The organism is Escherichia sp. E10V10, assembly GCF_004211985.1.
Taxonomy (GTDB): domain Bacteria; phylum Pseudomonadota; class Gammaproteobacteria; order Enterobacterales; family Enterobacteriaceae; genus Escherichia.
Map to the genome: position 1 here is coordinate 237950 of NZ_RHJO01000001.1, position 25588 is coordinate 263537.

The 25588-nt window shown below is 51.8% G+C and carries 17 protein-coding genes; 9 read left to right on the forward strand and 8 right to left on the reverse strand.

Annotated elements, in window-relative coordinates:
* Positions 1–28: 28 nt before the first annotated feature.
* A complete protein-coding gene (locus D9736_RS01095; RefSeq protein WP_130257483.1) occupies positions 29–1318 on the forward strand; it encodes an MFS transporter in 1290 nt (429 codons plus the stop codon).
* A gap of 16 nt (positions 1319–1334) precedes the next feature.
* Positions 1335–2138 (forward strand): 2-keto-3-deoxy-L-rhamnonate aldolase, encoded by an 804-nt coding sequence (gene yfaU, locus D9736_RS01100; RefSeq protein WP_130257805.1) that lies wholly within the window; start codon positions 1335–1337, stop codon positions 2136–2138.
* Between the two features lie 42 nt (positions 2139–2180).
* On the opposite strand, the gene D9736_RS01105 is transcribed toward yfaU, so the two are convergent.
* The 4 genes from D9736_RS01105 to glpA form a co-directional block, all read right to left on the reverse strand.
* Complete coding sequence (locus D9736_RS01105) at positions 2181–3107, reverse strand: ISNCY family transposase (RefSeq protein ID WP_130257484.1); 927 nt, start codon at positions 3105–3107, stop codon at positions 2181–2183.
* Between the two features lie 192 nt (positions 3108–3299).
* Positions 3300–4490 (reverse strand): anaerobic glycerol-3-phosphate dehydrogenase subunit GlpC, encoded by a 1191-nt coding sequence (gene glpC, locus D9736_RS01110; protein WP_130257485.1) that lies wholly within the window; start codon positions 4488–4490, stop codon positions 3300–3302.
* Positions 4490–5746 (reverse strand): glycerol-3-phosphate dehydrogenase subunit GlpB, encoded by a 1257-nt coding sequence (glpB, locus tag D9736_RS01115; protein ID WP_130257486.1) that lies wholly within the window; start codon positions 5744–5746, stop codon positions 4490–4492. Before glpB ends, glpC begins: the two co-directional genes overlap by 1 nt.
* Entirely contained in the window at positions 5736–7364 is a 1629-nt protein-coding gene (glpA, locus tag D9736_RS01120) for an anaerobic glycerol-3-phosphate dehydrogenase subunit A (RefSeq protein WP_130257487.1), read from the reverse strand. Before glpA ends, glpB begins: the two co-directional genes overlap by 11 nt.
* Positions 7365–7635: 271 nt before the next feature.
* On the opposite strand from glpA, the gene glpT reads away from it, so the two are divergent.
* From glpT to inaA, 3 genes are all read left to right on the forward strand, one after another.
* Entirely contained in the window at positions 7636–8994 is a 1359-nt protein-coding gene (gene glpT / locus D9736_RS01125) for a glycerol-3-phosphate transporter (RefSeq protein WP_064526704.1), read from the forward strand.
* Between the two features lie 4 nt (positions 8995–8998).
* Positions 8999–10078: a glycerophosphodiester phosphodiesterase gene (glpQ, locus tag D9736_RS01130; RefSeq protein ID WP_130257488.1), complete on the forward strand. Its 1080-nt coding sequence runs from the start codon at positions 8999–9001 to the stop codon at positions 10076–10078.
* 151 nt (positions 10079–10229) lie between these two features.
* Entirely contained in the window at positions 10230–10880 is a 651-nt protein-coding gene (gene inaA / locus D9736_RS01135; RefSeq protein WP_130257489.1) for a lipopolysaccharide kinase InaA, read from the forward strand.
* Between the two features lie 53 nt (positions 10881–10933).
* Here the strand turns inward: inaA and yfaE are convergent, their stop codons facing one another.
* The 3 genes from yfaE to nrdA all read right to left on the reverse strand — a co-directional run bounded on the left by yfaE (position 10934) and on the right by nrdA (position 14759).
* Complete coding sequence (yfaE, locus tag D9736_RS01140) at positions 10934–11188, reverse strand: ferredoxin-like diferric-tyrosyl radical cofactor maintenance protein YfaE (RefSeq protein ID WP_130207161.1); 255 nt, start codon at positions 11186–11188, stop codon at positions 10934–10936.
* Positions 11188–12318, reverse strand: coding sequence for a class Ia ribonucleoside-diphosphate reductase subunit beta (gene nrdB, locus D9736_RS01145; protein ID WP_130207160.1), 1131 nt, complete (start codon positions 12316–12318; stop codon positions 11188–11190). The genes yfaE and nrdB overlap by 1 nt, the downstream gene beginning before the upstream one ends.
* Before the next feature lie 155 nt (positions 12319–12473).
* Positions 12474–14759, reverse strand: coding sequence for a class 1a ribonucleoside-diphosphate reductase subunit alpha (gene nrdA / locus D9736_RS01150; RefSeq protein ID WP_130257490.1), 2286 nt, complete (start codon positions 14757–14759; stop codon positions 12474–12476).
* Between the two features lie 686 nt (positions 14760–15445).
* Between nrdA and yfaL the strand changes: the two genes are divergently transcribed.
* Positions 15446–19207 carry an AIDA-I family autotransporter adhesin YfaL/EhaC gene (yfaL, locus tag D9736_RS01155; protein WP_130257491.1) on the forward strand — a complete coding sequence of 1254 codons (3762 nt, stop codon included), beginning with the start codon at positions 15446–15448 and terminating at the stop codon, positions 19205–19207.
* A gap of 421 nt (positions 19208–19628) precedes the next feature.
* Here yfaL and ubiG read toward each other — a convergent pair whose 3' ends face one another.
* Positions 19629–20351 carry a bifunctional 2-polyprenyl-6-hydroxyphenol methylase/3-demethylubiquinol 3-O-methyltransferase UbiG gene (gene ubiG / locus D9736_RS01160; RefSeq protein ID WP_130207157.1) on the reverse strand — a complete coding sequence of 241 codons (723 nt, stop codon included), beginning with the start codon at positions 20349–20351 and terminating at the stop codon, positions 19629–19631.
* A 146-nt stretch (positions 20352–20497) separates the two neighbouring features.
* On the opposite strand from ubiG, the gene gyrA reads away from it, so the two are divergent.
* From gyrA to D9736_RS01175, 3 genes are all read left to right on the forward strand, one after another.
* The gene (gene gyrA / locus D9736_RS01165) at positions 20498–23125 is read left to right on the forward strand and encodes a DNA topoisomerase (ATP-hydrolyzing) subunit A (protein ID WP_001281237.1); all 2628 of its coding nucleotides are present in this window, start codon (positions 20498–20500) and stop codon (positions 23123–23125) included.
* Between the two features lie 148 nt (positions 23126–23273).
* Positions 23274–24962: a DUF2138 domain-containing protein gene (locus D9736_RS01170; RefSeq protein ID WP_130257492.1), complete on the forward strand. Its 1689-nt coding sequence runs from the start codon at positions 23274–23276 to the stop codon at positions 24960–24962.
* Positions 24959–25582 carry a DUF1175 domain-containing protein gene (locus D9736_RS01175; RefSeq protein ID WP_130207155.1) on the forward strand — a complete coding sequence of 208 codons (624 nt, stop codon included), beginning with the start codon at positions 24959–24961 and terminating at the stop codon, positions 25580–25582. Before D9736_RS01170 ends, D9736_RS01175 begins: the two co-directional genes overlap by 4 nt.
* The last annotated feature ends 6 nt before the right edge of the window (positions 25583–25588 follow it).

The window sequence follows — 25588 nt, forward strand, 5'->3', positions numbered from 1 at the left end:
AACGCTCACATGTTCTAAGGAGCTTCTTATGAGCACCGCTTTGCTTGACGCCGTGGTGAAGAAAAACCGCGCGCGTTTGACCCCGTTTATGTTGGCACTGTATGTGCTGGCGTTTCTCGATCGTTCGAATATTGGTTTTGCCAAACAGACCTACCAGATTGATACCGGGCTGAGTAATGAAGCTTATGCGCTGGGGGCGGGTATTTTCTTTGTGGTTTACGCGTTTCTAGGTGTACCGGCGAATCTGTTGATGCGCAAACTGGGGGCCAGAACTTGGATTGGTACGACGACACTACTATGGGGATTTCTTTCGGCGGCAATGGCATGGGCCGATACTGAAGCGAAATTTCTGATCGTTCGCACTCTGCTTGGCGCAGCGGAAGCCGGATTCTTCCCCGGTATGATTTATCTCACCTCGCAATGGTTTCCGCAGCGTAATCGCGCCAGCATTATGGGGCTGTTCTATATGGGCGCACCGCTGGCATTAACGCTGGGATCACCGCTTTCCGGCGCGCTGCTGGAGATGCATGGATTTATGGGGCATCCCGGCTGGTTCTGGATGTTTGTGATTGAAGGATTGTTGGCAGTCGGCGCTGGGGTATTCACATTCTTTTGGCTTGATGACACACCGGAGCAGGCACGATTTCTGAGTAAAGAAGAAAAAACGTTGCTTATCAATCAACTGGCTAGTGAAGAGCAACAGAAAGTGACTTCTCGACTGAGCGATGCACTGCGTAATGGGCGAGTCTGGCAACTGGCGATTATCTACCTGACCATTCAGGTGGCGGTTTACGGATTAATTTTCTTCCTGCCGACCCAGGTTGCTGCATTGCTGGGGACAAAAGTGGGCTTTACGGCCTCTGTGGTCACCGCTATTCCGTGGGTTGCGGCATTGTTTGGGACCTGGCTTATTCCGCGCTATTCCGATAAAACCGGCGAACGGCGCAATGTCGCGGCGCTGACATTGCTGGCCGCGGGCATTGGTATTGGCCTTTCCGGGCTACTTTCGCCAGTACTGGCAATCGTTGCGCTATGTGTTGCAGCAATAGGGTTTATTGCCGTGCAGCCGGTGTTCTGGACTATGCCGACACAACTGCTTTCTGGTACGGCGCTGGCGGCGGGGATTGGTTTTGTTAACCTGTTTGGCGCAGTGGGCGGATTTATCGCCCCGATCCTGCGCGTAAGAGCAGAAACCTTGTTTGCCAGCGATGCGGCAGGATTGCTGACGCTGGCTGCGGTGGCGGTCGTCGGCTCGCTGATTATTTTCACTCTACGTGTAAGTCGCTCAGTTGTGCAGACTAACGTGGCACATCACTAATAGGTTAAGGAATATGATGAACGCATTATTAACCAATCCCTTCAAAGAACGCTTACGCAAAGGTGAAGTGCAAATTGGTCTATGGTTAAGCTCAACGACTGCCTATATGGCAGAAATCGCCGCTACTTCCGGTTATGACTGGTTGCTGATTGACGGAGAGCACGCGCCAAATACCATTCAGGATCTTTATCACCAGTTACAGGCGATAGCGCCCTATGCCAGCCAACCCGTGATCCGCCCGGTGGAGGGGAGTAAGTCGCTGATTAAACAAGTACTGGATATTGGCGCTCAAACCCTACTGATCCCGATGGTCGATACTGCCGAACAGGCACGTCAGGTGGTGTCTGCTACCCGATATCCACCCTACGGTGAGCGTGGTGTCGGGGCCAGCGTGGCTCGTGCTGCGCGCTGGGGACGCATTGAGAACTACATGGCGCAAGTCAACGACTCGCTTTGTCTGTTGGTGCAGGTGGAAAGTAAAACGGCACTGGATAACCTGGACGAAATCCTCGAAGTCGAGGGAATTGATGGCGTATTTATTGGGCCTGCGGATCTCTCAGCGTCGTTGGGGTATCCGGATAACGCCGGCCACCCGGAAGTACAGCGTATTATTGAAGCAAGCATTCGCCGGATCCGCGCTGCGGGTAAAGCGGCTGGTTTTCTGGCTGTGGCTCCTGATATGGCGCAGCAATGCCTGGCGTGGGGAGCGAACTTTGTCGCTGTTGGCGTTGACACGATGCTCTATAGCGATGCCCTGGATCAACGACTGGCGATATTTAAATCAGGCAAAAATGGGCCACGCATAAAAGGTAGTTATTGATATCAAAGGCCCATAGGGATTACCTGTGGGCCGGTATGTTAGTTAGTGGTTTTTCGCTGTCAGATCGGCTTCGTTTAGCTGGGTAGTTGCGAGTACCAGGTCACGATCGATGCCCTGTTCCAGCATTCGCAAGGCAATTTTAATGGCTTGTTCATGCATGCCTTCCTGCAAACCTTCTAATTTACCCTCCTGCCAGCCAATCTGGTGTCCTTCCTGCCGCAGCCGTTCAGCAATAGTCATTAATCTCTCCTTTTGTAGTGGTGAACGTTCGGCAATTTCCTCAATAAAGCGGGTGAAACGGGAGGTATCGCCGCATTGCAGTAGATAATTAAACAGCGTTTGCACCTGGCTGTCATTAGTGAAGCCCCTAACCAAAAGCGTGGTGATCCTGTCGACCATACCGATTAAATCGCGGTCGCGAATATGCTTTTGAATCAGTTCCAGCAGAGCTATACGCCGATGTTGCATGATCTCATCGTCAGGCACGATGGTGATATCCACCAACGGAAAAGCTTCGGTGTACAACTGCCGGGCAAGTTGCGGATCGTCAAACTCATCCAGCCAGTTGAGTGAGTACGGGTAGGGCGAGGTTTCGCCATGATAAAACAGCAACGGCACCACCAGCGGGACTCTGTCATAGCCTTTGTCCAGGTGACGCTGCATGGCGGCAGTGGCATAGCGCATTAGCCGAAAAGCCATATTCTTTTCTGCAGAGCTTTGATGTTCAATCACGCAGTAGATATAGCCGTCACCGTCGCTGGTTTCCACGGACCACAAAACATCCGAGTAGTAAGCGCGTAAACTTTTTTCAATAAAACTAGTGGGTTCCAGGCGTAAGGTTTGCAGGTTGCAAAGCTTGCGCAGTGGTTCTGGTAAATGTATTTCGAGAAAATCCCGTGCGGTTTCGGGTGTGAACATAAAGGTTTTAAATACCGCATCATGCGGGGAGGAGGTTGTTGATTCGGTCATGGTTGTCCGTCACCTGATATTTATGATGACGCGACATTACGGTTATCCCAGGCCTTTGACATCTGCCAGTTTCAGCCTTTGCGAGACGTTTTCAGAGGAATTTTCACTGCGTTGCAACGCATACATTGGGCACGGAATCGTGTACGCAAAAATGCCCGGTAACCACATGCTTACCGGGCATCAGAAAGGAGTTTAAGCCAGCGCCTGGGCCAGCAGCGTAATCGGATGTTCGCAGCGAAGACTTGTGGACATCTCTATCTGCCATTTGCAGGTTTCGCAGTCGGTAACGACCAGATCCGCGCCGCTCTCTTCTATCTGGCGGAACAGTGGTGCGCCGATGGCTTGTGAGGTGGGGTAGTTCTCTTTTTTGAAACCGTAAGTACCCGCAATACCGCAGCACTGGGAATCCAGCACTGTCAGCTCAAGCCCTGGGATCTTACGCAACAGTTCCAGGGTGTAGAGCGTCCAGCCCATTTTTTCCATATGGCACGGCGTGTGATAAACCACTTTTAGCGGCAGCGTTTTCAGCGGTAACGCTTTTCCTTCGTCCAGCTTGCGCCACAGCCAGCGGGTCGCCAGTTCGATATGATCGCGCAAGCCTTTGTTGTCGACATTCAGCACTTCCGGGTATTCGTCGCGCAGGGCAAATGTACAGGTTGAGGAGGTGGCAATCACCGGAATGCCTTTTACTCCCACAGCTTCGCGGATCGACTCTACATTCGTAATTGCCTGTTTGCGTGCTTTATCGGTAAAACCGTTGGCGATCAGCGGTACGCCGCAGCATTTTTCTTTGCTGAGCAGTTGTACACCGGTACCCATTGCGTTGAGCACTTTAATTAAATCTTTACCTAACTGCGGATGGTTGTAGTTAACGAAGCAGCCGTGAAAGAAAGCGACCTGGTCTTTATACTGCGCTTGCTGAGCCGCCACGCTGCGATACCAGCGACGGAACGTGCCGAAGGAGTATTTTGGCAGCGTGCGGCGATGATCGATTTTTAACGCCGCATCAAGCAGCTGCCGCACTGGTTTCAGCGAGGTAGCGGTGTTGACGATTGGTGCGAACGGCGTGGAAACGCTACCCATCAGGTCGGTATGACTCAACACAAAATTACGCAGCGACGGGCGCGTGGTGTCATATTTCGCCCGCGCGCGCTGGATAATATCGCCAATCTTCACATCGGACGGGCAGGCGACTTCACAACGTTTGCAGTTGATGCAATATTTCAGCGCCTCGTCATACAGTGCGCCATCTTTCAGACGCAGACGCTCGCCATCCGGCCCGGCTTGTTTTGGCCCTGGATAGCCCGGATTCACCCGGCTCACCGGGCAGGCGGTGGTGCAGACGGTGCACTTAATGCAATTTTCGAAGCTGGTATCGTTCATTATTGGCCTCCTGCGCGTTGGGCAATCTGTTGAGCGGCATGTAAAGCACTGACGGCACAAACGCCGCCGCCGCATCCCTGGGCGATGGGATCAAATCCGCCCAGCACCGAACCGATGGCAAACAGGTTCTCTACTGTTTGACCAGCCTGTGACGGGCGTAGCGCCTCGTCAGTGGTCACGCCGAACTGTTGCCACGGTTGCGCAGCAAAAAAGTCACTTCTATACCACTCACCCCGCGTGGCGGTTTGCAGTACATCAAGGCCGAGAATCGGCTCACGAATGCCGTCGCGTTCTGCCACCAGCCCGCCGCTAAAGAAACTGCCGCTCGCAAGAACAGCAAAACGCGGACGCAGCGGGATATCGGCGTGATTGCGGGTCCAGATTTCGCTCACCACGCCATTTTTGCAGGTCACTTTTTTCACTTCATCGCCCGGCATCCACACGCCGCCCTGGCGCACAAACTGGCGCTGTAACTGGTTTTGCAGACGAATACCCAGCACGGAAGGCGGCAGCGTTGGCAAAAGCATAAGTGAACAAGGTAGTTTTTCATTCAGCCAACGCCACAGTTTGTCATCGGCCAGGCCGAAGCAGGCGGGCATCAGGATCATTTCACAGGTATTGGCGACAGGGATTAGCGCATCAATTAACAGCGGCCAGTTTTCTTCGTTATCAAGGAAACGGGCGATATTCACCGCGCGAAACTCGGTGGCGTTATTGCGTAGCACATCCAGTTCCGGCAGTTCAATTTCAGCAGTTTCAACCGAAAGATCCAGTTCGCGCAACGAAGCCGCCGCAAGATGCGCCTGGAAATCCATCAGCCCGCTTATCCCCACTACACATATCTTCTTCGCGGGTAGCGGCCAGACGGGAACTTCTGGCGAACTTAACCAGGTCGAACGCAAAGTGCCGAGCGGGGTAACGCGCTGATGGGCCAGTTCCACGCTGCCCTGCAATTGCGCGCCACTTTCCGCAATTAATGCCTGCGCCTGACAAGCGAGATCCAGTACGCGTTGTGGGCCGAGAAGACTGTAAGGGTGGGCAGGTGCCTGATGGCACAAAGACTCCAGCCTTGCATGAATGTCTGCCACCGGCTGACCGTCTGGCAGGTGGCTCAGTAAGTCCAGCGAACCGGATGAGAAATGCAGAGCGCTCTGTCCACGGGTGACAATGGCACAGCGCAGACCGTGTTTTTGCAATTGCAGGCCGCAGAGTAATCCGGCAAGACCGCCGCCCATAATGACAGTATCAAATCGCATCTTTCTGCTCCTTCTCCAGACCACACAGTCCCTGATAAACCCAGCGGGTAAATTCGCTTTCGCGCAATGCGTCTCCCCATGCAATGGGCTGCACGCCTTTCCAGCGTTCGTTAAGGAAGGTGGAAAGTTGTTCGATAGATTGCGCGGAGGTGGTGACGTTAAAGCGTTGCAACAATCCAGCTGCCCGGCAGGCGCAGAGCTCGCCCTGGCAAGTCCCCATCCCCACACGGGTGCGGCGACGTAAATCCAGCAGGCTGTTGACGTTTAAATTTTCTACTGCGTACTGAACTTCGCCAGCGGTAACGGCTTCACACTCACAAACCAGGCTGCGGTGCAAACGGCCTTCACTTAACCAGGCGGGTGTGCGATCGCCATGACGATAAACCGCAGAACCGCGCAGCGGGGCAGGCAGGGAGATGACTTTACGCAAGGTGACTTCAGCGGGCTCCTGTGAACCAGGAAGTGCCAGATCGGCGGTCGTACAGGGGCGCGTGTTGCCCAGCTTGCGGCAGACGGCATCCGTAGCCCATTCCGCCATCAGACGATAGGTCATCAGTTTGCCGCCGGTGATGGTGATAAATCCGTCCAGGCCATCGCGTTCGGCATGGTCGAGCAGCACGATGCCACGACTGACGTTACGGCCGCTTGGGTCGTCATCGCTGGCAACCAACGGGCGCACGCCAGAGTAGGCCCGCAAAATGCGCGTTTTCGCCATAACGGGGGCCAGTTTTTCCCCTTCACGCAGCAGAATATCCACTTCTTCTGCCGTCACTCGGTTGTCGTCTATCTCATCGTAATTAATGCGTAAAGAGGTGGTGCCAATCAGCGAAATGGTATCGCCAGGCACCAGAATATCGGCGTCGGAAGGTTTACGGCAGCGGTTGATCACATGCTGATTAATGCGGTGGTCCATGATCAGCAGCGATCCTTTCGCTGGGAACATGCGAATGCGCAGATCGGCATATTCGGCAATATGTTGCCCCCAGATCCCGGCGGCATTAACTACGACAGGCGCATGAAGTGCCTGAGTTTCGCCGGTGAGATGATTACGTACACGAACACCGCACACTGTCGCGCCTTCACGAATTAGTCCCGTGACTTCATGAGCGGTAAGGATAACGGCACCATGTTCTTTTGCATCGAGCATGTTCGCTGCGGTCAGCCGGAATGGGTCAACGGTGCCATCCGGAACTTTCACCGCGCCAATCAGTGCCGGGTTAACGGCAGGTTCGATAATGCGTGCTTGCTGCGGATCAATGGCTTCAGCACTGATTCCAGCCTCTTCGCAAGCACGAATAAAAGTCGCCTGGAAGGAGAGATCATCTTCCGGCAGGGTGATAAACAGGCCGTTGGTTGGTTCGACACAGTGACGCGCAATGCGTTTTAAAATCTGGTTTTCACTAATACATTCGCGGGCCGATTCCGCATCGGTAACCGCGTAGCGTGCGCCGCTGTGCAGCAGACCGTGGTTACGCCCGGTGGCTCCCGTTGCGATGTCGTGGCGTTCAACCAAAATCACTTTCAGCCCGCGCAGGGCACAGTCGCGGGCAATCCCGGCTCCCGTTGCGCCGCCGCCAATGATAATCACGTCACTTGTTTGCGAATCGCGAGTTTTCATTGTTATCCCTCAAAAGTTCGTTTTGTCTCATTTAGCCACAGAAAAAACATGCATTGTTTGATTTCGCGCATAATCGCTCATAATTCGAAAGTGAAACGTGATTTCATGCGTCATTTTGAACATTTTGTAAATCTTATTTAATAATGTGTGCGGTAATTCACATTCATGGAATGAATGATTAATTAACATCGCGGCAACTCAAGAAACGGCAGGTTCTTCCATTGAATCAGGCTGTTAATCATAAATAAGACCACGGCCACGGAGGCTATAAATGTTGAGTATTTTTAAACCAGCGCCACACAAGGCGCGCTTACCTGCTGCGGAGATCGACCCGACTTACCGTCGATTGCGCTGGCAAATTTTCCTGGGGATATTCTTTGGTTATGCCGCTTACTATTTGGTTCGTAAGAACTTTGCTCTCGCGATGCCCTACCTGGTGGAGCAGGGGTTCTCACGTGGTGATTTAGGTTTTGCCCTTTCAGGGATCTCAATTGCCTACGGATTTTCGAAATTCATCATGGGGTCGGTGTCGGACCGCTCGAATCCGCGCGTTTTCCTGCCAGCAGGTCTGATTCTTGCTGCGGCAGTTATGCTTTTTATGGGCTTTGTTCCGTGGGCGACATCGAGCATTGCGGTGATGTTTGTGCTGCTGTTCCTCTGCGGTTGGTTCCAGGGGATGGGATGGCCGCCGTGCGGTCGTACTATGGTGCACTGGTGGTCGCAGAAAGAACGTGGCGGCATTGTGTCGGTGTGGAACTGTGCGCATAACGTCGGTGGTGGTATTCCGCCGCTGTTGTTCCTGCTGGGGATGGCCTGGTTCAATGACTGGCACGCGGCGCTTTATATGCCGGCTTTCTGTGCCATTCTGGTGGCTCTGTTCGCCTTTGCGATGATGCGCGATACCCCGCAATCATGTGGCCTGCCGCCGATCGAAGAGTACAAAAATGATTACCCGGACGACTATAACGAAAAAGCGGAACAGGAACTGACCGCGAAACAGATCTTCATGCAGTACGTGCTGCCGAACAAACTGCTGTGGTACATCGCCATCGCCAACGTGTTCGTCTATCTGCTGCGCTACGGTATCCTCGACTGGTCACCGACTTACCTGAAAGAGGTGAAACACTTCGCGCTGGATAAATCCTCCTGGGCCTACTTCTTCTATGAGTATGCGGGTATTCCGGGCACCCTGCTGTGCGGCTGGATGTCGGACAAAGTCTTCCGCGGTAACCGTGGGGCAACCGGCGTCTTCTTTATGACACTGGTGACCATCGCCACCATCGTTTACTGGATGAACCCGGCAGGCAACCCAACCGTCGATATGATTTGTATGATTGTTATCGGCTTCCTGATCTACGGCCCAGTCATGCTGATTGGTCTGCACGCGCTGGAACTGGCGCCGAAGAAAGCGGCAGGTACGGCGGCGGGCTTTACCGGACTGTTTGGTTACCTTGGTGGCTCCGTAGCGGCAAGCGCGATTGTCGGCTACACCGTTGACTACTTTGGCTGGGATGGCGGCTTCATGGTGATGATTGGCGGCAGCATCCTGGCGGTTATCTTGTTAATTGTCGTGATGATTGGCGAAAAACGTCGCCATCAGGAATTACAGCAAAAACGCAACGGAGGCTAATGGCATGAAATTGACGCTGAAAAACCTTAGCATGGCTATCATGATGAGTGGAATGATCATGGGAAGCAGTGCAATGGCGGCGGATAACAGTGAGAAAATAGTGATTGCCCATCGCGGTGCCAGTGGTTATTTGCCGGAGCATACGCTGCCTGCAAAGGCGATGGCGTATGCGCAGGGGGCCGATTATCTTGAACAGGATTTGGTGATGACGAAGGACGACCATCTGGTCGTTCTGCATGACCACTATCTTGACCGGGTAACCGATGTCGCCGATCGTTTCCCGGACAGGGCGCGTAAAGATGGCCGTTACTACGCGATAGATTTTACACTGGATGAAATTAAGTCTTTAAAATTCACTGAAGGCTTCGATATTGAAAATGGTAAAAAAGTGCAGACTTTCCCCGGACGTTTCCCGATGGGTAAATCTGACTTCCGGGTGCACACTTTCGAAGAGGAAATTGAATTTGTTCAGGGGCTAAACCATTCGACCGGGAAAAATATTGGTATCTATCCAGAGATTAAAGCGCCGTGGTTCCATCATCAGGAAGGGAAGGATATTGCGGCAAAAACCCTGGAAGTGCTGAAGAAATATGGCTACACCGGTAAGGATGATAAAGTTTATCTGCAATGCTTTGATGCTGATGAACTGAAGCGTATTAAGAATGAGCTGGAACCTAAAATGGGTATGGACCTCAACCTGGTACAGCTGATTGCCTATACCGACTGGAACGAAACTCAGCAGAAACAACCGGACGGAACCTGGGTTAATTACAGTTACGACTGGATGTTTAAGCCAGGTGCCATGAAACAGGTGGCGGAATACGCTGATGGTATTGGCCCGGATTACCATATGGTGATTGATGAGACATCGCAGCCGGGTAATATCAAGCTTACCGGAATGGTAAAAGATGCACAGCAGAATAAGCTGGTGGTGCATCCTTATACCGTGCGGGCCGACAAGCTACCGGCCTACACAACGAATGTGAATCAGCTTTATGACATTTTGTATAACAAAGCCGGAGTGAATGGTTTGTTCACTGACTTCCCGGATAAAGCGGTTACCTTCCTGCAACAACAGAAATAATCCCACCTTCGGCATTCCGGTCTGCCCGGAATGCCGCTTTGCTTCTGTAACAAGTCCATTTTTGTACACAAAAATCTTAAGGATTTCTTAAGGCAACACTTTATATTTCCATCCTGATAATTAATGTGCACATAGTGACGGATGGTAAGTAATGATCTCAGGAACGGAAGACGAACAATTTGAACGTTGGTGGGCAACCACAGGAGACTGGGTCGAAGAACCAAATTATCGACGCAATGGTATGAGTGGTGTGCAGTGTGTAGAGCGCGATGGTAAAAAGCTTTATGTGAAGCGAATGACTCAGCATCTCTTTCATTCGCTGCGCTATCCCTTTGGGCGCCCGACGATTGTGCGGGAGATTGAGGTGATAAAAGATCTGGAACGCGCTGGCGTGACTGTGCCGAAAATCGTTTTTGGAGAAGCGGTGAAAATTGATGGCGAATGGCGTGCGTTGCTGGTGACAGAAGATATGGCGGGGTTTGTCAGCATTGCTGACTGGTATGCGCAACATGCAATTACGCCTTTTGCTGATGATGTTCGCGAAGGGATGCTAAAAGCGGTAGCGCTGGCGTTTAAGAAAATGCATAGCGTTAATCGGCAGCATGGTTGCTGTTATGTTCGCCATATCTATGTGAAAACGGAAGGTAAAGCAGAAGCTGGATTTCTTGATCTGGAGAAAAGCCGCCGTCGCTTGCGTCGCGATAAAGCGATTAATCATGACTTCCGCCAGTTGGAAAAATATCTGGAGCCGATCCCCAAAGCCGACTGGGAACAGGTGAAAGCGTATTACTACACTATGTAATCGTTGTAGGCCAGATAAGACGCATCAGCGTCGCATCTGGCACTAGTGCCAGATCACAACTCGATTTCGATATCGCCTTTTGCCCGGCAACAACAGGGCAAAATCTCCCCTGGCTGAATAAAGGCTAACGGTTCGGCAATCCAGTCAACCTGACCTGCAACCAGGCGTGTGCGACAGGAGCCGCAATAGCCTTCGCGGCACTGGTACTCAACTGCCACATTATGGGATTCCAGCGCCGCCAGAAGGGAAGGGTGTTCATCCTGGCACAGCAGTTGTGTGCCAGTGATGCGCAAGGTAACGCGGGTCATCAGAGCTGGAAGTTACTCAAATCGTCGGTGTCCACTTCCGAGTCAATTTGACCGACCAGATAAGAACTCACCTCAACTTCCTGTGGGGCAACCTGCACGTTATCCGACACTAGCCAGGTGTTGATCCACGGGATCGGGTTGGAGCGCGTCTGGAATGGCAGATCCAAACCGACAGCTTGCATGCGGATGTTGGTGATGTACTCGACGTACTGGCAGAGAATGTCTTTATTCAGACCAATCATCGAACCGTCACGGAACAGATAATCCGCCCAGTCTTTCTCCTGCTGTGCCGCCTGAACAAACAGCTCATAGCACTCTTGCTTACACTCTTCGGCTATTTCCGCCATTTCCGGATCATCCGCGCCGCTGCGCAGTAGATTCAGCATATGTTGAGTGCCAGTCAGGTGCAGGGCTTCGTCACGGGCAATCAGGCGAATAATCTTGGCGTTACCTTCCATCAGTTCGCGTTCTGCAAAGGCAAAGGAACAAGCAAAGCTGACGTAGAAACGAATGGCTTCCAGCGCGTTAACGCTCATCAGGCAGAGATAAAGTTTTTTCTTCAGCTCGCGCAGGCTAACGGTCACGGTTTTACCGTTGACGGTGTGGGTGCCTTCGCCCAGCAAATGCCAGTAGCTGGTCATCTCGATCAGTTCATCGTAATAGCGGGAAATGCCTTCCGCGCGTTTCTGGATCTGCTCGTTGGTGACGATATCGTCGAATACAACAGACGGATCGTTAACGATATTACGAATGATATGGGTATAAGAACGAGAGTGAATCGTTTCTGAAAATGCCCACGTTTCTACCCAGGTCTCCAGTTCCGGGATCGAGATCAGCGGCAGCAGAGCCACGTTCGGACTACGACCCTGAATGGAATCCAGCAACGTCTGGTATTTCAGGTTGCTGATAAAGATGTGTTTTTCGTGTTCAGGTAGTGCCTGGTAATCAATACGGTCGCGAGAAACGTCAACTTCTTCCGGACGCCAGAAGAAAGAGAGCTGCTTTTCGATCAGCTTTTCGAAGATTTCATATTTTTGCTGATCGTAGCGGGCCACGTTGACCGGCTGACCAAAGAACATCGGTTCTTTGAGCTGATCATTCTTCGTCTGTGAAAATGTGGTATATGCCATGAATATGTCCTGTTGGGAGTTTAATGCCGGATAAGGCATTTTACGCCGCATCCGGCATCCAGAGCCTGATGCGACGCTGGCGCGTTTTATCAGGCCTACAAAATTCGAGACGTAGGCCGGATAAGACATTTTACGCCACATCCGGCATCTCAATATCAGATCTTACATGCGCCGCTTTCGCAGCCATCGTCCTGGATTGACGGCACCAGATCGTCCTGCGCGTCTTCTGCGCCGTCACGGGTGTTCTGATAATACAGCGTTTTGACCCCGAATTTGTAGGCGGTGAGCAGGTCTTTCAACAACTGCTGCATCGGCACTTTTCCTGACGGGAAGCGTGACGGATCGTAGTTAGTATTCGCAGAGATCGACTGATCGATAAATTTCTGCATGATACCAACCAGTTGCAGATAACCATCGTTACCCGGCATTTCCCACAGCAGTTCATAGGCATCGTGCAGGTGTTCGTAGTCTGGAACGACCTGGCGCAAAATACCGTCTTTCGATGCTTTGATGCTAACGTAACCGCGGGGCGGTTCAATACCGTTAGTGGCGTTAGAGATCTGTGAAGACGTCTCGGACGGCATCAGGGCAGAAAGTGTGGAGTTGCGCAGACCGTGCGTTTTGATTGACTCACGCAGTGCTTCCCAGTCGTAATGCAGCGGCTCATTAGCGATGGCATCCAGATCTTTCTTATAGGTATCGATCGGCAGGATCCCTTTCGCGTAAGTGGTTTCGTTAAACCACGGGCACGCGCCTTGCTCTTTCGCCAGCTCGTTAGAGGCTTTCAGCAGATAATACTGAATCGCTTCGAAGGTTTTATGCGTCAGGTTGTTGGCGCTGCCGTCGGAGTAGCGTTTACCGTGCTTCGCCAGATAGTAAGCGAAGTTGATCACACCAATACCCAGCGTACGACGACCCATCGCCCCGCGTTTGGCTGCCGGGATCGGGTAATCCTGATAATCCAGCAGCGCGTCAAGTGCGCGTACCGCCAGAACGGCCAACTCTTCCAGTTCATCCAGGCTGTTAATTGCCCCCAGGTTGAAAGCAGAAAGCGTACACAGCGCGATTTCACCGTTTTCGTCGTTAACGTCATTCAGCGGTTTGGTCGGCAGAGCGATTTCCAGGCACAGGTTAGACTGGCGCACTGGCGCAATAGCCGGATCAAACGGGCTGTGGGTGTTGCAGTGGTCAACGTTCTGAATATAGATACGACCAGTAGACGCACGTTCCTGCATCATCAGTGAGAACAGCTCAACGGCTTTCACACGCTGCTTGCGGATGCTGTCGTCTTTCTCATATTTGGTGTACAGGCGTTCAAACTCTTCCTGATCGGCGAAGAACGCGTCGTACAGCCCCGGTACGTCGGACGGGCTGAACAGGGTGATATCTTCACCTTTCAGCAGGCGGGTATACATCAGTTTGTTGATTTGTACCCCGTAGTCCATATGACGCACGCGGTTGCCTTCTACACCACGGTTGTTTTTCAGCACCAGCAGACTTTCCACTTCCAGATGCCACATCGGGTAGAACAGCGTTGCCGCACCGCCGCGCACGCCGCCCTGGGAGCAGGATTTTACCGCCGTCTGGAAATGTTTGTAGAACGGGATGCAGCCGGTATGGAACGCTTCACCGCCACGAATCGGGCTACCCAGTGCACGAATACGCCCGGCGTTGATGCCGATCCCCGCACGCTGGGAAACGTATTTCACAATCGCGCTGGAGGTCGCGTTAATGGAATCCAGGCTGTCGCCGCACTCGATCAGCACGCAGGAGCTGAACTGGCGAGTCGGAGTACGCACGCCTGACATGATTGGCGTTGGCAGCGAAATTTTAAATGTGGAAACCGCGTCGTAAAAACGCTTCACGTATTCCAGACGCGTTTCGCGCGGGTAGTTCGAGAACAGGCACGCAGCAACCAGAATATAGAGGAACTGTGCGCTCTCGTAGATTTCGCCGGTCACGCGGTTCTGTACCAGATATTTGCCTTCCAGCTGCTTAACGGCAGCATAAGAGAAGGTCATATCACGGTCGTGAACGATAAACGTGTCCATCTGCTTGAACTCTTCTTCCGTGTAGTCTTCCAGCAGATGATTATCGTATTTGCCCATCTCGACCATTTTCACCACGTGGTCGTACAGCGCAGGCGGCTCAAACTGGCCGTAGGCTTTTTTACGCAGGTGGAAAATTGCCAGGCGCGCGGCGAGATACTGATAGTCCGGTGCATCACGGGAGATCAGGTCAGCGGCAGCCTTGATAATAGTTTCGTGGATGTCGGAGGTCTTGATTCCGTCATAAAACTGAATATGGGAGCGCAGCTCGACCTGGGAGATCGAAACGTTATGCAGTCCTTCTGCCGCCCAGTCCAGAACGCGATGGATTTTGTCGAGATTGATGCGCTCTGTGCTACCGTCGCGCTTTGTCACCAGCAGATTCTGATTCATGTATGTCGTACCTGTTTTTGGAATTCTTTCCGCAATAGTTTCACGGCAACTACCTGTAGTAAGGAAAGCTGCAACGAACACTATATATAGGGGGTATGTTTGGGATTCACTGCAAGATAGTGTGAAAACGGCCCTCTTGCAAGTGCATAACTTTGTGGATAACTCAGGAAGGAAAAAGCGACTTCCGCGTACCTTAGGTCAGACAAGGTGTCCGGGAAAGTCAATGGGAAGAGAAAAATTTGTTAAAAATAACCGTTCGGTGATTTCTTGAACGTTCAATTTAAGATAATTATTGATCCAGGTTATTTGTTGCGCTTAATTCAATTCAACAAAAATTGATTTTGCCACAACAGCATCTGGAGCAATCATTTATTTTCATTGTTCACAATATGAGCATTTGTAACCTGCTGTAAGGTTGGTAACGGTGTTTTTTTATTCAGTTAATGTTAAATAATTACTCTCAATGTTGATTTTTCTTATGGTTGATAAATTATTTAATAAAATTAATGTCATTTAAGTATTGTTAAATAAAGAATTAATGTGAGTTTAAGAAAATTTTCAGATCTATTTATTATCATTAACTGCCATATCATAAGGTTAATTTATTTTCGATTTACAATTAATTTTTATTTAAAGGCAGAACCTGTTTTTTAATAGACCGATGTTATTTAAGTGGTAACCAGGTCATGCAAAGTAAAAAATGGATTCTTTTTTCTGCTAAAGGGATGATATGGGGGATCCCTGCCATAATGGCGGGGTCATTAACAGCCGCAAATGCCTCGTCGCAGGCTTTTGAATCATGTCAGGGAAGCTACGTAACCAGCAGTTGCCAGGCCAGCAGACAAAGCCTTTCAGGCATTACACAAGACTGGATCGTCGCTGATGGACAATGGCTGGTTTTTTCGGATATGACAAATAACGCCAGCGGAGGGGCAGTATTTTTACAACAGGGGGCAGGACTTTTACTATCGCCAGAAAATGAAAGCGGTATGACCTTGTTTGCGAATAATACCGTAAATGGCGAATATAATAATGGTGGGGCAATATTTGCCAAAGAAAACTCAACGCTGAATCTTGATAATGTTATTTTTGTGGGTAACGTGGCCGGAGGATATGGTGGCGCTATCTACTCTTCTGGGACCAATGACCCTGGTGCAGTAGATATAAGTGTTGCTAATACCGTGTTCAGCAAAAACATTGCCAATGACGGCAAAGGTGGTGCAATTTATACTATCAATAATGACGTCTATTTAAGTGATGATATTTTTGATAATAACCAGGCATACACATCAACAAGTTACAGTGATGGTGATGGTGGTGCAATCGATGTCACCGATAATAATAGCGATATTACACACCCTTCAGGTTATACGATAATAAATAACACTGCCTTTACAAATAATACTGCCGAAGGTTATGGCGGGGCGATTTATACCAATAGCGCGACGGCTCCCTATCTTATTGATATTTCTGTTGATGACAGCTACAGCCAGAACGGCGGCGTGTTAGTGGATGAGAACAACAGCGCAGCAGGTTATAGCAATGCTCCTTCTCCAGCGGCGGGCGGCTTTATGTTCGTCGATTCAAGCCAGGTAAGGTTTGATATCGCTGCCAATAAAACTCTGGTTATCGGTAACGTAAGTAACGATGGTGCGATCGATTCCATTGCCGGAACCGGGAGTATCAGTAAAACCGGCGCGGGCGAACTGGTGCTCAATGCGGATAATAATAATTTTACCGGCGAGATGCGGATCGAAAACGGTGAAGTGACGCTGGGGCGTAGCAATTCGCTGATGAATGTCGGCGATGACCGTTGCCAGAGTAATTCGCAAAATTGCTATGGCCTGATGGTCGGCAGTATCAGCCATCGGGATGACCAGGCGGAATTGAACGTTGGCGCTACACAGCAGACTTTTGTTCACTCCCTGACGGGGTTTCAGAATGGCACCTTAAATATTGATGCTGGCGGTAATGTTACCGTTAATGCAGGCGGTTTTAGCGGAACCATTGAAGGTGCCGGGCAACTCACGATTGCTGAAAACGGCAACTATGTGCTGGCGGGTGCGCAGTCGATGGCACTGACCGGCGATATTGTGGTGGAAGATGGCGCAATCCTCTCGCTTTCGGGTAACGCCACGGACCTTGCGGATATGCAGGACGATCCGCAGTCCATCGTGTTAAACGGCGGCGTATTGGATCTCTCCGATTTCACTACCTGGCAAAGCGGTACGTCAGAGAACGATGGTCTGGAAATCAGTGGCAGCGGCGGTACGGTGATTGGTCAGCAGGATGTTGTCGATCTTTACGGTGGCGATGATCTGCATATTGGCGATGACGGGAATAATGGTGTTTATGTGGTGGTGGATGCAGGTGACGGGCAGGTCAGCCTGGCAAATGACAATCAATACCTCGGCACAACACAAATCGCTTCCGGTACGCTGGTGGTGAGCGACAACTCTCAGCTTGGTGATACCCACTATAACCGTCAGGTTATCTTTACTGATAATCAACAAGATAGCACGATGGAGATTACCTCCGACGTTGACACGCGTTCAGATGCGGCAGGCCACGGACGTGATATCGAAATGCGCGCCGATGGTGAAGTGATGGTGGATGCGGGTGTAGACACGCAGTGGGGCGCACTGATGGCTGACAGCAGCGGGCAGCATCAGGATGTGGGTAGCACATTGACTAAAACGGGGGCTGGCACGCTGGAGCTGACTACCAGCGGTACGACGCAGTCGGCGGTGAGAGTAGAAGACGGCACCCTGAAAGGCGATGTTGCGGATATCTTTCCTTATGCTTCGTCACTGTGGGTCGGTGACGGGGCTACGTTCGAGACTGGCGCGGATCAGGATATTCAGTCTATTGATGCTACTTCCAGCGGCACTATCAACATCAGCGATGGTACGGTTTTGCGCCTGACCGGGCAGGATACTTCCGCCGCACTGGATGCCTCGCTGTTTAATGGCGATGGGACGTTGGTGAATGCCACCGATGGCGTGATGTTGACAGGTGAGCTTAATACCAACCTGGAAACCGACAGCCTGACTTATCTTTCAGACGTGACGGTCAATGGTGATCTAACGAATACTTCCGGTGCGGTCAGTCTGCAAAATGGCATTGCTGGTGACACACTGACGGTGAATGGCAATTACAGCGGTGGTGGAACGCTACTTCTCGACAGTGAATTAGATGGCGATGACTCCATAAGCGATCTGCTGGTGCTTAATGGCAATACATCCGGCAATACCACGGTAGTGATTAACCCGATTACTGGCATTGGCCAGCCGACATCTACGGGGATCGAAGTGGTTGATTTCGCTGCTGATCCTACGCAATTCCAGAACAATGCGCAGTTTAATCTGGCGGGCAGCGGCTACGTCAATATGGGTGCTTACGACTATACGTTGGTGGAAGATGATAATGACTGGTATCTGCGTTCGCAAAAAGTCACTCCGACGCCACCACCCGATCCGGATCCGACTCCCGATCCCTCGCCTGAGCCCGACCCAACACCCGACCCGGAACCTACGCCTGCTTACCAGCCGGTGTTGAATGCCAAAGTTGGTGGATATTTTAATAACTTGCGGGCGGCAAATCAGGCATTTGTGATGGAGCGACACGATCACGCTGGTGGCGATGGTCAAACGCTGAATTTACGTGTTACCGGCGGACGTTATCATTACACGGCGGCAGGGCAACTGGCTCAGCATGAAGACACTTCTACGGTGCAGCTTAGCGGTGACCTGATTAGGGGGCGCAGGGGCGATGATGGCGAGTGGATGCTTGGGATTGTCGGTGGCTACAGCGATAACCAGGGGGACAGCCGCTCGAATATGACCGGAACTCGCGCCGATAACCAGAACCACGGTTATGCTGTTGGGCTGACCTCAAGCTGGTTTCAGCACGGTAATCAGAAGCAGGGGGCCTGGCTGGATAGCTGGCTGCAATACGCGTGGTTTACGAATGATGTTAGCGAACAAAACGACGGCGCGGACCATTACCACTCATCAGGGATCGTTGCTTCGCTGGAAGCGGGGTATCAGTGGTTACCGGGGCGTGGTGTGGTGATTGAACCGCAGGCGCAGGTGATTTATCAGGGCGTGCAGCAGGATGATTTTACCGCCGCTAACCATGCGCGGGTGTCACAATCGCAGGGTGATGATATTCAGACGCGGCTGGGATTACACAGCGAATGGCATACTGCGCTTCATATCACGCCAACATTAGATCTGAATTATTATCACGATCCCCATTCGACGGAAATTGAAGAAGATGGTAGCCAAATCAGTGACGATGCGGTGAAGCAACGGGGTGAAATAAAAGTGGGAGTAACGGGCAATATCAGTCAGCGAGTTTCCCTGCGTGGCAGCGTGGCGTGGCAGAAAGGAAGCGATGATTTTGCCCAGACGGCAGGGTTTTTGTCGATGACGGTGAAATGGTAATCGCTGTCCGCCCGACATCGTTGCCGGATGCGGCGTCAACGCCTTATCCGGCCGACGGGGAGCATTTGTAGGCCTGATAAGACGCGACAAGCGTCGCATCAGGCATTGGCGCGGTTGCCGGATGCGGCGTAAACGCCTTATCCGGCCGACGGGAGCATTTGTAGGCCTGAGAAGACGCGACAAGCGTCGCATCAGGCATTGGCGCGGTTGCCGGATGCGGCGTAAACGCCTTATCCGGCCGACGGGGAGCATTTGTAGGCCTGATAAGACGCGGCAAGCGTCGCATCAGGCATTGGCGCGGTTGCCGGATGCGGCGTCAACGCCTTATCCGGCCGATGGGGGGTATTTGTAGGCCTGATAAGACGCGGCAAGCGTCGCATCAGGCATTGGCGCGGTTGCCGGATGAATCCAAACAACAACCTTACTTATTCTGCGTGTGCAGCATATAGTTCACATCCACGCCGGGGCCGAGCTTAAAAGTATTAGTGATCGGGTTATAATGCAGCCCGATCATATGGCGCTCTTTTAGACTGGTTTGATCCACCCAGCCCAGCAATTCTGCCGGTTTAATAAACTTCTTCACGTCGTGCGTGCCTTTAGGCACCATGCGCAAAATATATTCAGCGCCGACCACCGCCATTAGCCACGACTTGCCATTACGATTAAGCGTGGAGAAAAAGACATCGCCACCCGGTTTTACCAGTTGTGCACAGGCTCTGACCACTGACTGCGGATCGGGAACGTGTTCCAGCATCTCCATGCAGGTCACCACATCATACTGCCCGGCATGTTTTGCCGCGTGTTCTTCAACGGTTTCCTGTACGTACTCTACCTGAATACCGCTTTCCAGCGCGTGCAGCTTTGCCACCTGCAATGGCTCAAAGCCCATATCCAGACCAGTCACCGTCGCACCTTCTCGCGCCATACTCTCGGCCAGAATACCTCCGCCACAACCGACATCGAGCACCTTTTTGCCAAATAAACCGCCAGCACGCTCGGCAATATAGCCCAGACGCAGCGGGTTAATGCGGTGCAGTGGTTTGAACTCGCCTTCCAGATCCCACCAGCGGGAGGCGACGGCTTCAAATTTAGCGATCTCTTCGTGGTCTACGTTATGGTTTACCGGCGATTTTTCGGCATTCATTGGCACTTCTACTCCGTAATTGGCAAGGCAATCGAGTATATCAGGCATTGGATGTGAATAAAGCGTATTGGTTTACCTCAATCTGCGCGGCTGTGTTATAATTTGCGACCTTTGAATCCGGGATACAGTAGAGGGATAGCGGTTAGATGAGCGACCTTGCGAGAGAAATTACACCGGTCAACATTGAGGAAGAGCTGAAGAGCTCCTATCTGGATTATGCGATGTCGGTCATTGTTGGCCGTGCGCTGCCAGATGTCCGAGATGGCCTGAAGCCGGTACACCGTCGCGTACTTTACGCCATGAACGTACTAGGCAATGACTGGAACAAAGCCTATAAAAAATCTGCCCGTGTCGTTGGTGACGTAATCGGTAAATACCATCCCCATGGTGACTCGGCGGTCTATGACACGATCGTCCGCATGGCGCAGCCATTCTCGCTGCGTTATATGCTGGTAGACGGTCAGGGTAACTTCGGTTCTATCGACGGCGACTCTGCGGCGGCAATGCGTTATACGGAAATCCGTCTGGCGAAAATTGCCCATGAACTGATGGCCGATCTCGAAAAAGAGACGGTCGATTTCGTTGATAACTATGACGGCACGGAAAAAATTCCTGACGTCATGCCGACCAAAATTCCTAACCTGCTGGTGAACGGTTCTTCCGGTATCGCCGTAGGTATGGCAACCAACATCCCGCCGCACAACCTGACGGAAGTCATCAATGGTTGTCTGGCGTATATCGATGATGAAGACATCAGCATTGAAGGGCTGATGGAACACATCCCGGGTCCGGACTTCCCGACGGCGGCAATCATTAACGGTCGCCGCGGTATTGAAGAAGCTTACCGTACCGGTCGCGGCAAGGTGTATATCCGCGCTCGCGCAGAAGTGGAAGTTGACGCCAAAACCGGGCGTGAAACCATTATCGTCCACGAAATTCCGTATCAGGTGAACAAAGCGCGCCTGATCGAGAAGATTGCGGAACTGGTAAAAGAAAAACGCGTGGAAGGCATCAGCGCGCTGCGTGACGAGTCTGACAAAGACGGCATGCGCATCGTGATTGAAGTGAAACGCGATGCGGTCGGTGAAGTGGTGCTCAACAACCTCTACTCCCAGACCCAGTTGCAGGTTTCTTTCGGTATCAACATGGTGGCATTGCACCATGGTCAGCCGAAGATCATGAACCTGAAAGACATCATCGCGGCGTTTGTTCGTCACCGCCGCGAAGTGGTGACCCGTCGTACCATTTTCGAACTGCGTAAAGCTCGCGACCGTGCGCATATCCTTGAAGCATTGGCCGTGGCGCTGGCAAACATCGACCCGATCATCGAACTGATCCGTCATGCGCCTACCCCTGCAGAAGCGAAAACCGCGCTGGTTGCTAATCCGTGGCAGCTGGGCAACGTTGCCGCGATGCTGGAACGTGCTGGCGACGATGCTGCGCGTCCGGAATGGCTGGAGCCAGAGTTCGGCGTGCGCGATGGTCTGTACTATCTGACCGAACAGCAAGCCCAGGCGATTCTGGATCTGCGTTTGCAGAAACTGACTGGCCTTGAGCACGAAAAACTGCTCGACGAATACAAAGAGCTGCTGGATCAGATCGCGGAACTGCTGCGTATTCTTGGCAGCGCCGATCGTCTGATGGAAGTGATCCGCGAAGAGCTGGAGCTGGTTCGTGAACAGTTCGGTGACAAACGTCGTACTGAAATCACCGCCAACAGCGCAGACATCAACCTGGAAGATCTGATCACCCAGGAAGATGTCGTCGTCACGCTCTCTCACCAGGGCTACGTGAAGTATCAGCCGCTTTCTGAATACGAAGCGCAGCGTCGTGGCGGGAAAGGTAAATCTGCCGCACGTATTAAAGAAGAAGACTTTATCGACCGACTGCTGGTGGCGAACACCCACGACCATATCCTGTGCTTCTCCAGCCGCGGTCGCGTCTATTCGATGAAAGTTTACCAGTTGCCGGAAGCCTCTCGTGGCGCGCGCGGTCGTCCGATCGTCAACCTGCTGCCGCTGGAGCAGGACGAACGTATCACCGCGATCCTGCCGGTGACCGAGTTTGAAGAAGGCGTGAAAGTCTTCATGGCGACCGCTAACGGTACTGTGAAGAAAACCGTCCTCACCGAGTTCAACCGTCTGCGTACCGCCGGTAAAGTGGCGATCAAACTGGTTGAAGGCGATGAGCTGATCGGCGTTGACCTGACCAGTGGCGAAGATGAAGTAATGCTGTTCTCCGCCGAAGGTAAAGTGGTGCGCTTTAAAGAGTCTTCTGTCCGTGCGATGGGCTGCAACACTACCGGTGTTCGCGGTATTCGTTTAGGCGAAGGCGATAAAGTCGTCTCTCTAATCGTGCCGCGTGGCGATGGCGCAATCCTCACCGCAACGCAGAACGGTTACGGTAAACGTACCGCGGTGGCGGAATACCCAACTAAGTCGCGTGCGACGAAAGGGGTTATCTCCATCAAGGTTACCGAACGTAACGGTTTAGTGGTTGGCGCGGTGCAGGTAGATGACTGCGACCAGATCATGATGATCACCGATGCTGGTACGCTGGTACGTACTCGCGTTTCGGAAATCAGCATCGTGGGCCGTAACACCCAGGGCGTGATCCTCATCCGTACAGCGGAAGATGAAAACGTAGTGGGTCTGCAGCGTGTTGCTGAACCGGTTGACGAAGAAGATCTGGATACCATCGACGGCAGTGCCGCGGAAGGGGACGATGAAATCGCTCCGGAAGTGGACGTTGACGACGAACCGGAAGAAGAATAATTTCATCGCTTCATGACAGAAGGGAGTAAACATCCCTTCTTCGAAATGAAAAGTCCAGGCTGCAAAGTCTGGGCTTTTGTCGTATTAGGGCGCGCTAAAGGGCGAGTCCGTTCGTCAAAAATGACGGTTATACACAAGGAATGTGGCAATGAGCGGTGAAAAAAAGGCGAAAGGCTGGCAGTTTTATGGTCTTGTAGGTGTCAGTGTTGTTGCGCTCCTTTCCGCGGGCGTCTGGGCATTGCAATACACTGGCAGCGGTCCAGAAAAAACGTTGTCGCCGCTGGTAGTGCACAATAATTTGCAAATCGATCTCAATGAGCCTGACCTCTTTCTCGATAGCGACTCTCTAAGCCAGCTTCCCAAAGATCTCCTTACTATTCCTTTTCTCCACGATGTCCTGAGTGAAGATTTCGTTTTCTATTATCAGAATCATGCCGATCGTCTGGGCATTGAAGGCAGTATTCGCCGCATTGTCTATGAACACGATCTCACGCTGAAAGATAAGCTCTTTTCGTCGCTCTTAGACCAGCCCGCGCAGGCGGCACTGTGGCACGATAAACAAGGCCATCTTTCACATTATATGGTGCTTATCCAGCGTAGTGGCTTGAGCAAGTTGCTGGAGCCATTGCTGTTTGCTGCTACCAGCGACAGCCAATTAAGCAAGACGGATATCAGTAGTATTAAGCTAAATAGTGAAACCATCCCTGTTTATCAGTTGCGCTATAACGGCAATAACGCCCTGATGTTCGCGACATATCAGGACAACATGCTGGTGTTTTCCAGCACGGATATGTTGTTTAAAGATGACCAGCAGGATACCGAAGCCACGGCGATCGCAAGTGATTTGTTGAGCGGTAAAAAACGTTGGCAAGCCAGCTTCGGTCTGGAAGAGCGTGCTGCCGAAAAAACGCCAGTACGCCAGCGCATCGTGGTCAGTGCAAATTTGCTGGGTTTTGGCTACCAGCGATTAATGCCTTCTTTTGCTGGCGTACGCTTCGAAATGAGCAACGACGGCTGGCATAGCTTTCTGGCGTTAAATGATGAATCCGCTAGCGTGGATGCCAGTTTCGATTTTACGCCGGTATGGAGCAGTATGCCTGCCGGGGCAAGCTTCTGCGTGGCAGTGCCTTACTCGCACGGTATTGCTGAAGAGATGCTCTCACAAATCGCTCAGGAAAACGACAAGTTGAATGGGGCATTAGATGGTGCCGCCGGGCTGTGCTGGTATGAGGATTCAAAACTGCAAACCCCGCTGTTTGTTGGTCAGTTTGATGGCACTGACGAACAGGCGCCATTGCCAGGGAAACTGTTTACCCAAAATATTGGTGCTCGTGAAAGCAAAGCGCCAGAAGGCGTATTACCGGTAACTCAAACTCAGCAGGGCGAAGCGCAAATCTGGCGTCGCGAAGTGAGTTCCCGATACGGTCAGTATCCGAAAGCGCAGGCGGCGCAACCAGATCAATTAATGTCGGATTATTTTTTCCGCGTGTCGCTGGCGATGCAAAACAAAACGCTGCTTTTCTCCCTCGATGACACGCTGGTTAATAACGCGCTGCAAACACTGAATAAAACCCGCCCGGCAATGGTGGATGTGATACCCACTGATGGTGTCGTTCCGCTCTATATCAATCCACAAGGAATGGCGAAACTGCTGCGTAACGAAACGCTGACTAGTCTGCCGAAGAATCTCGAACCGGTTTTTTATAACGCCGCACAAACTTTATTAATGCCGAAACTGGACGCTTTATCGCAACAGCCTCGTTATGTCATGAAGCTGGACCAGATGAAACCGGGCGCCGCCTGGCAATGGTTACCAATCAACTGGCAGCCATTATGAGGCGTGGACTGCTGGCACTGATTTGCTGGCTGTGTTGTTTTGTTGCTCATAGCGAAATGCTGAATGTCGAACAATCGGGACTATTTCGTGCCTGGTTTGTGCGCATTGCGCAGGAACAGCTACGCCAGGGGCCAAGTCCACGTTGGTATCAGCAGGATTGCGCAGGCCTGGTGCGCTTTGCAGCGAACGAGTCGCTGAAAGTTCACGATAGCAAATGGCTAAAAAGTAACGGTCTGTCAAACCAGTATCTACCGCCAGAAATGACGCTAACACCTGAGCAACGACAACTGGCACAAAACTGGAACCAGGGGAACGGGAAAACCGGACCCTATGTGACCGCGATTAATTTGATTCAGTACAACAGCCAGTTTATTGGCCAGGACATAAACCAGGCACTGCCTGGCGATATGATTTTTTTCGATCAGGGCGATGCCCAGCACTTAATGGTCTGGATGGGGCGTTACGTCATCTACCACACCGGAAGCGCCACGAAAACTGACAACGGAATGCGCGCAGTCAGTCTGCAACAACTTATGACATGGAAGGACACCCGATGGATACCCAACGATTCCAATCCCAATTTCATTGGCATTTATCGTTTAAATTTTCTGGCGCAATAGCGGCCT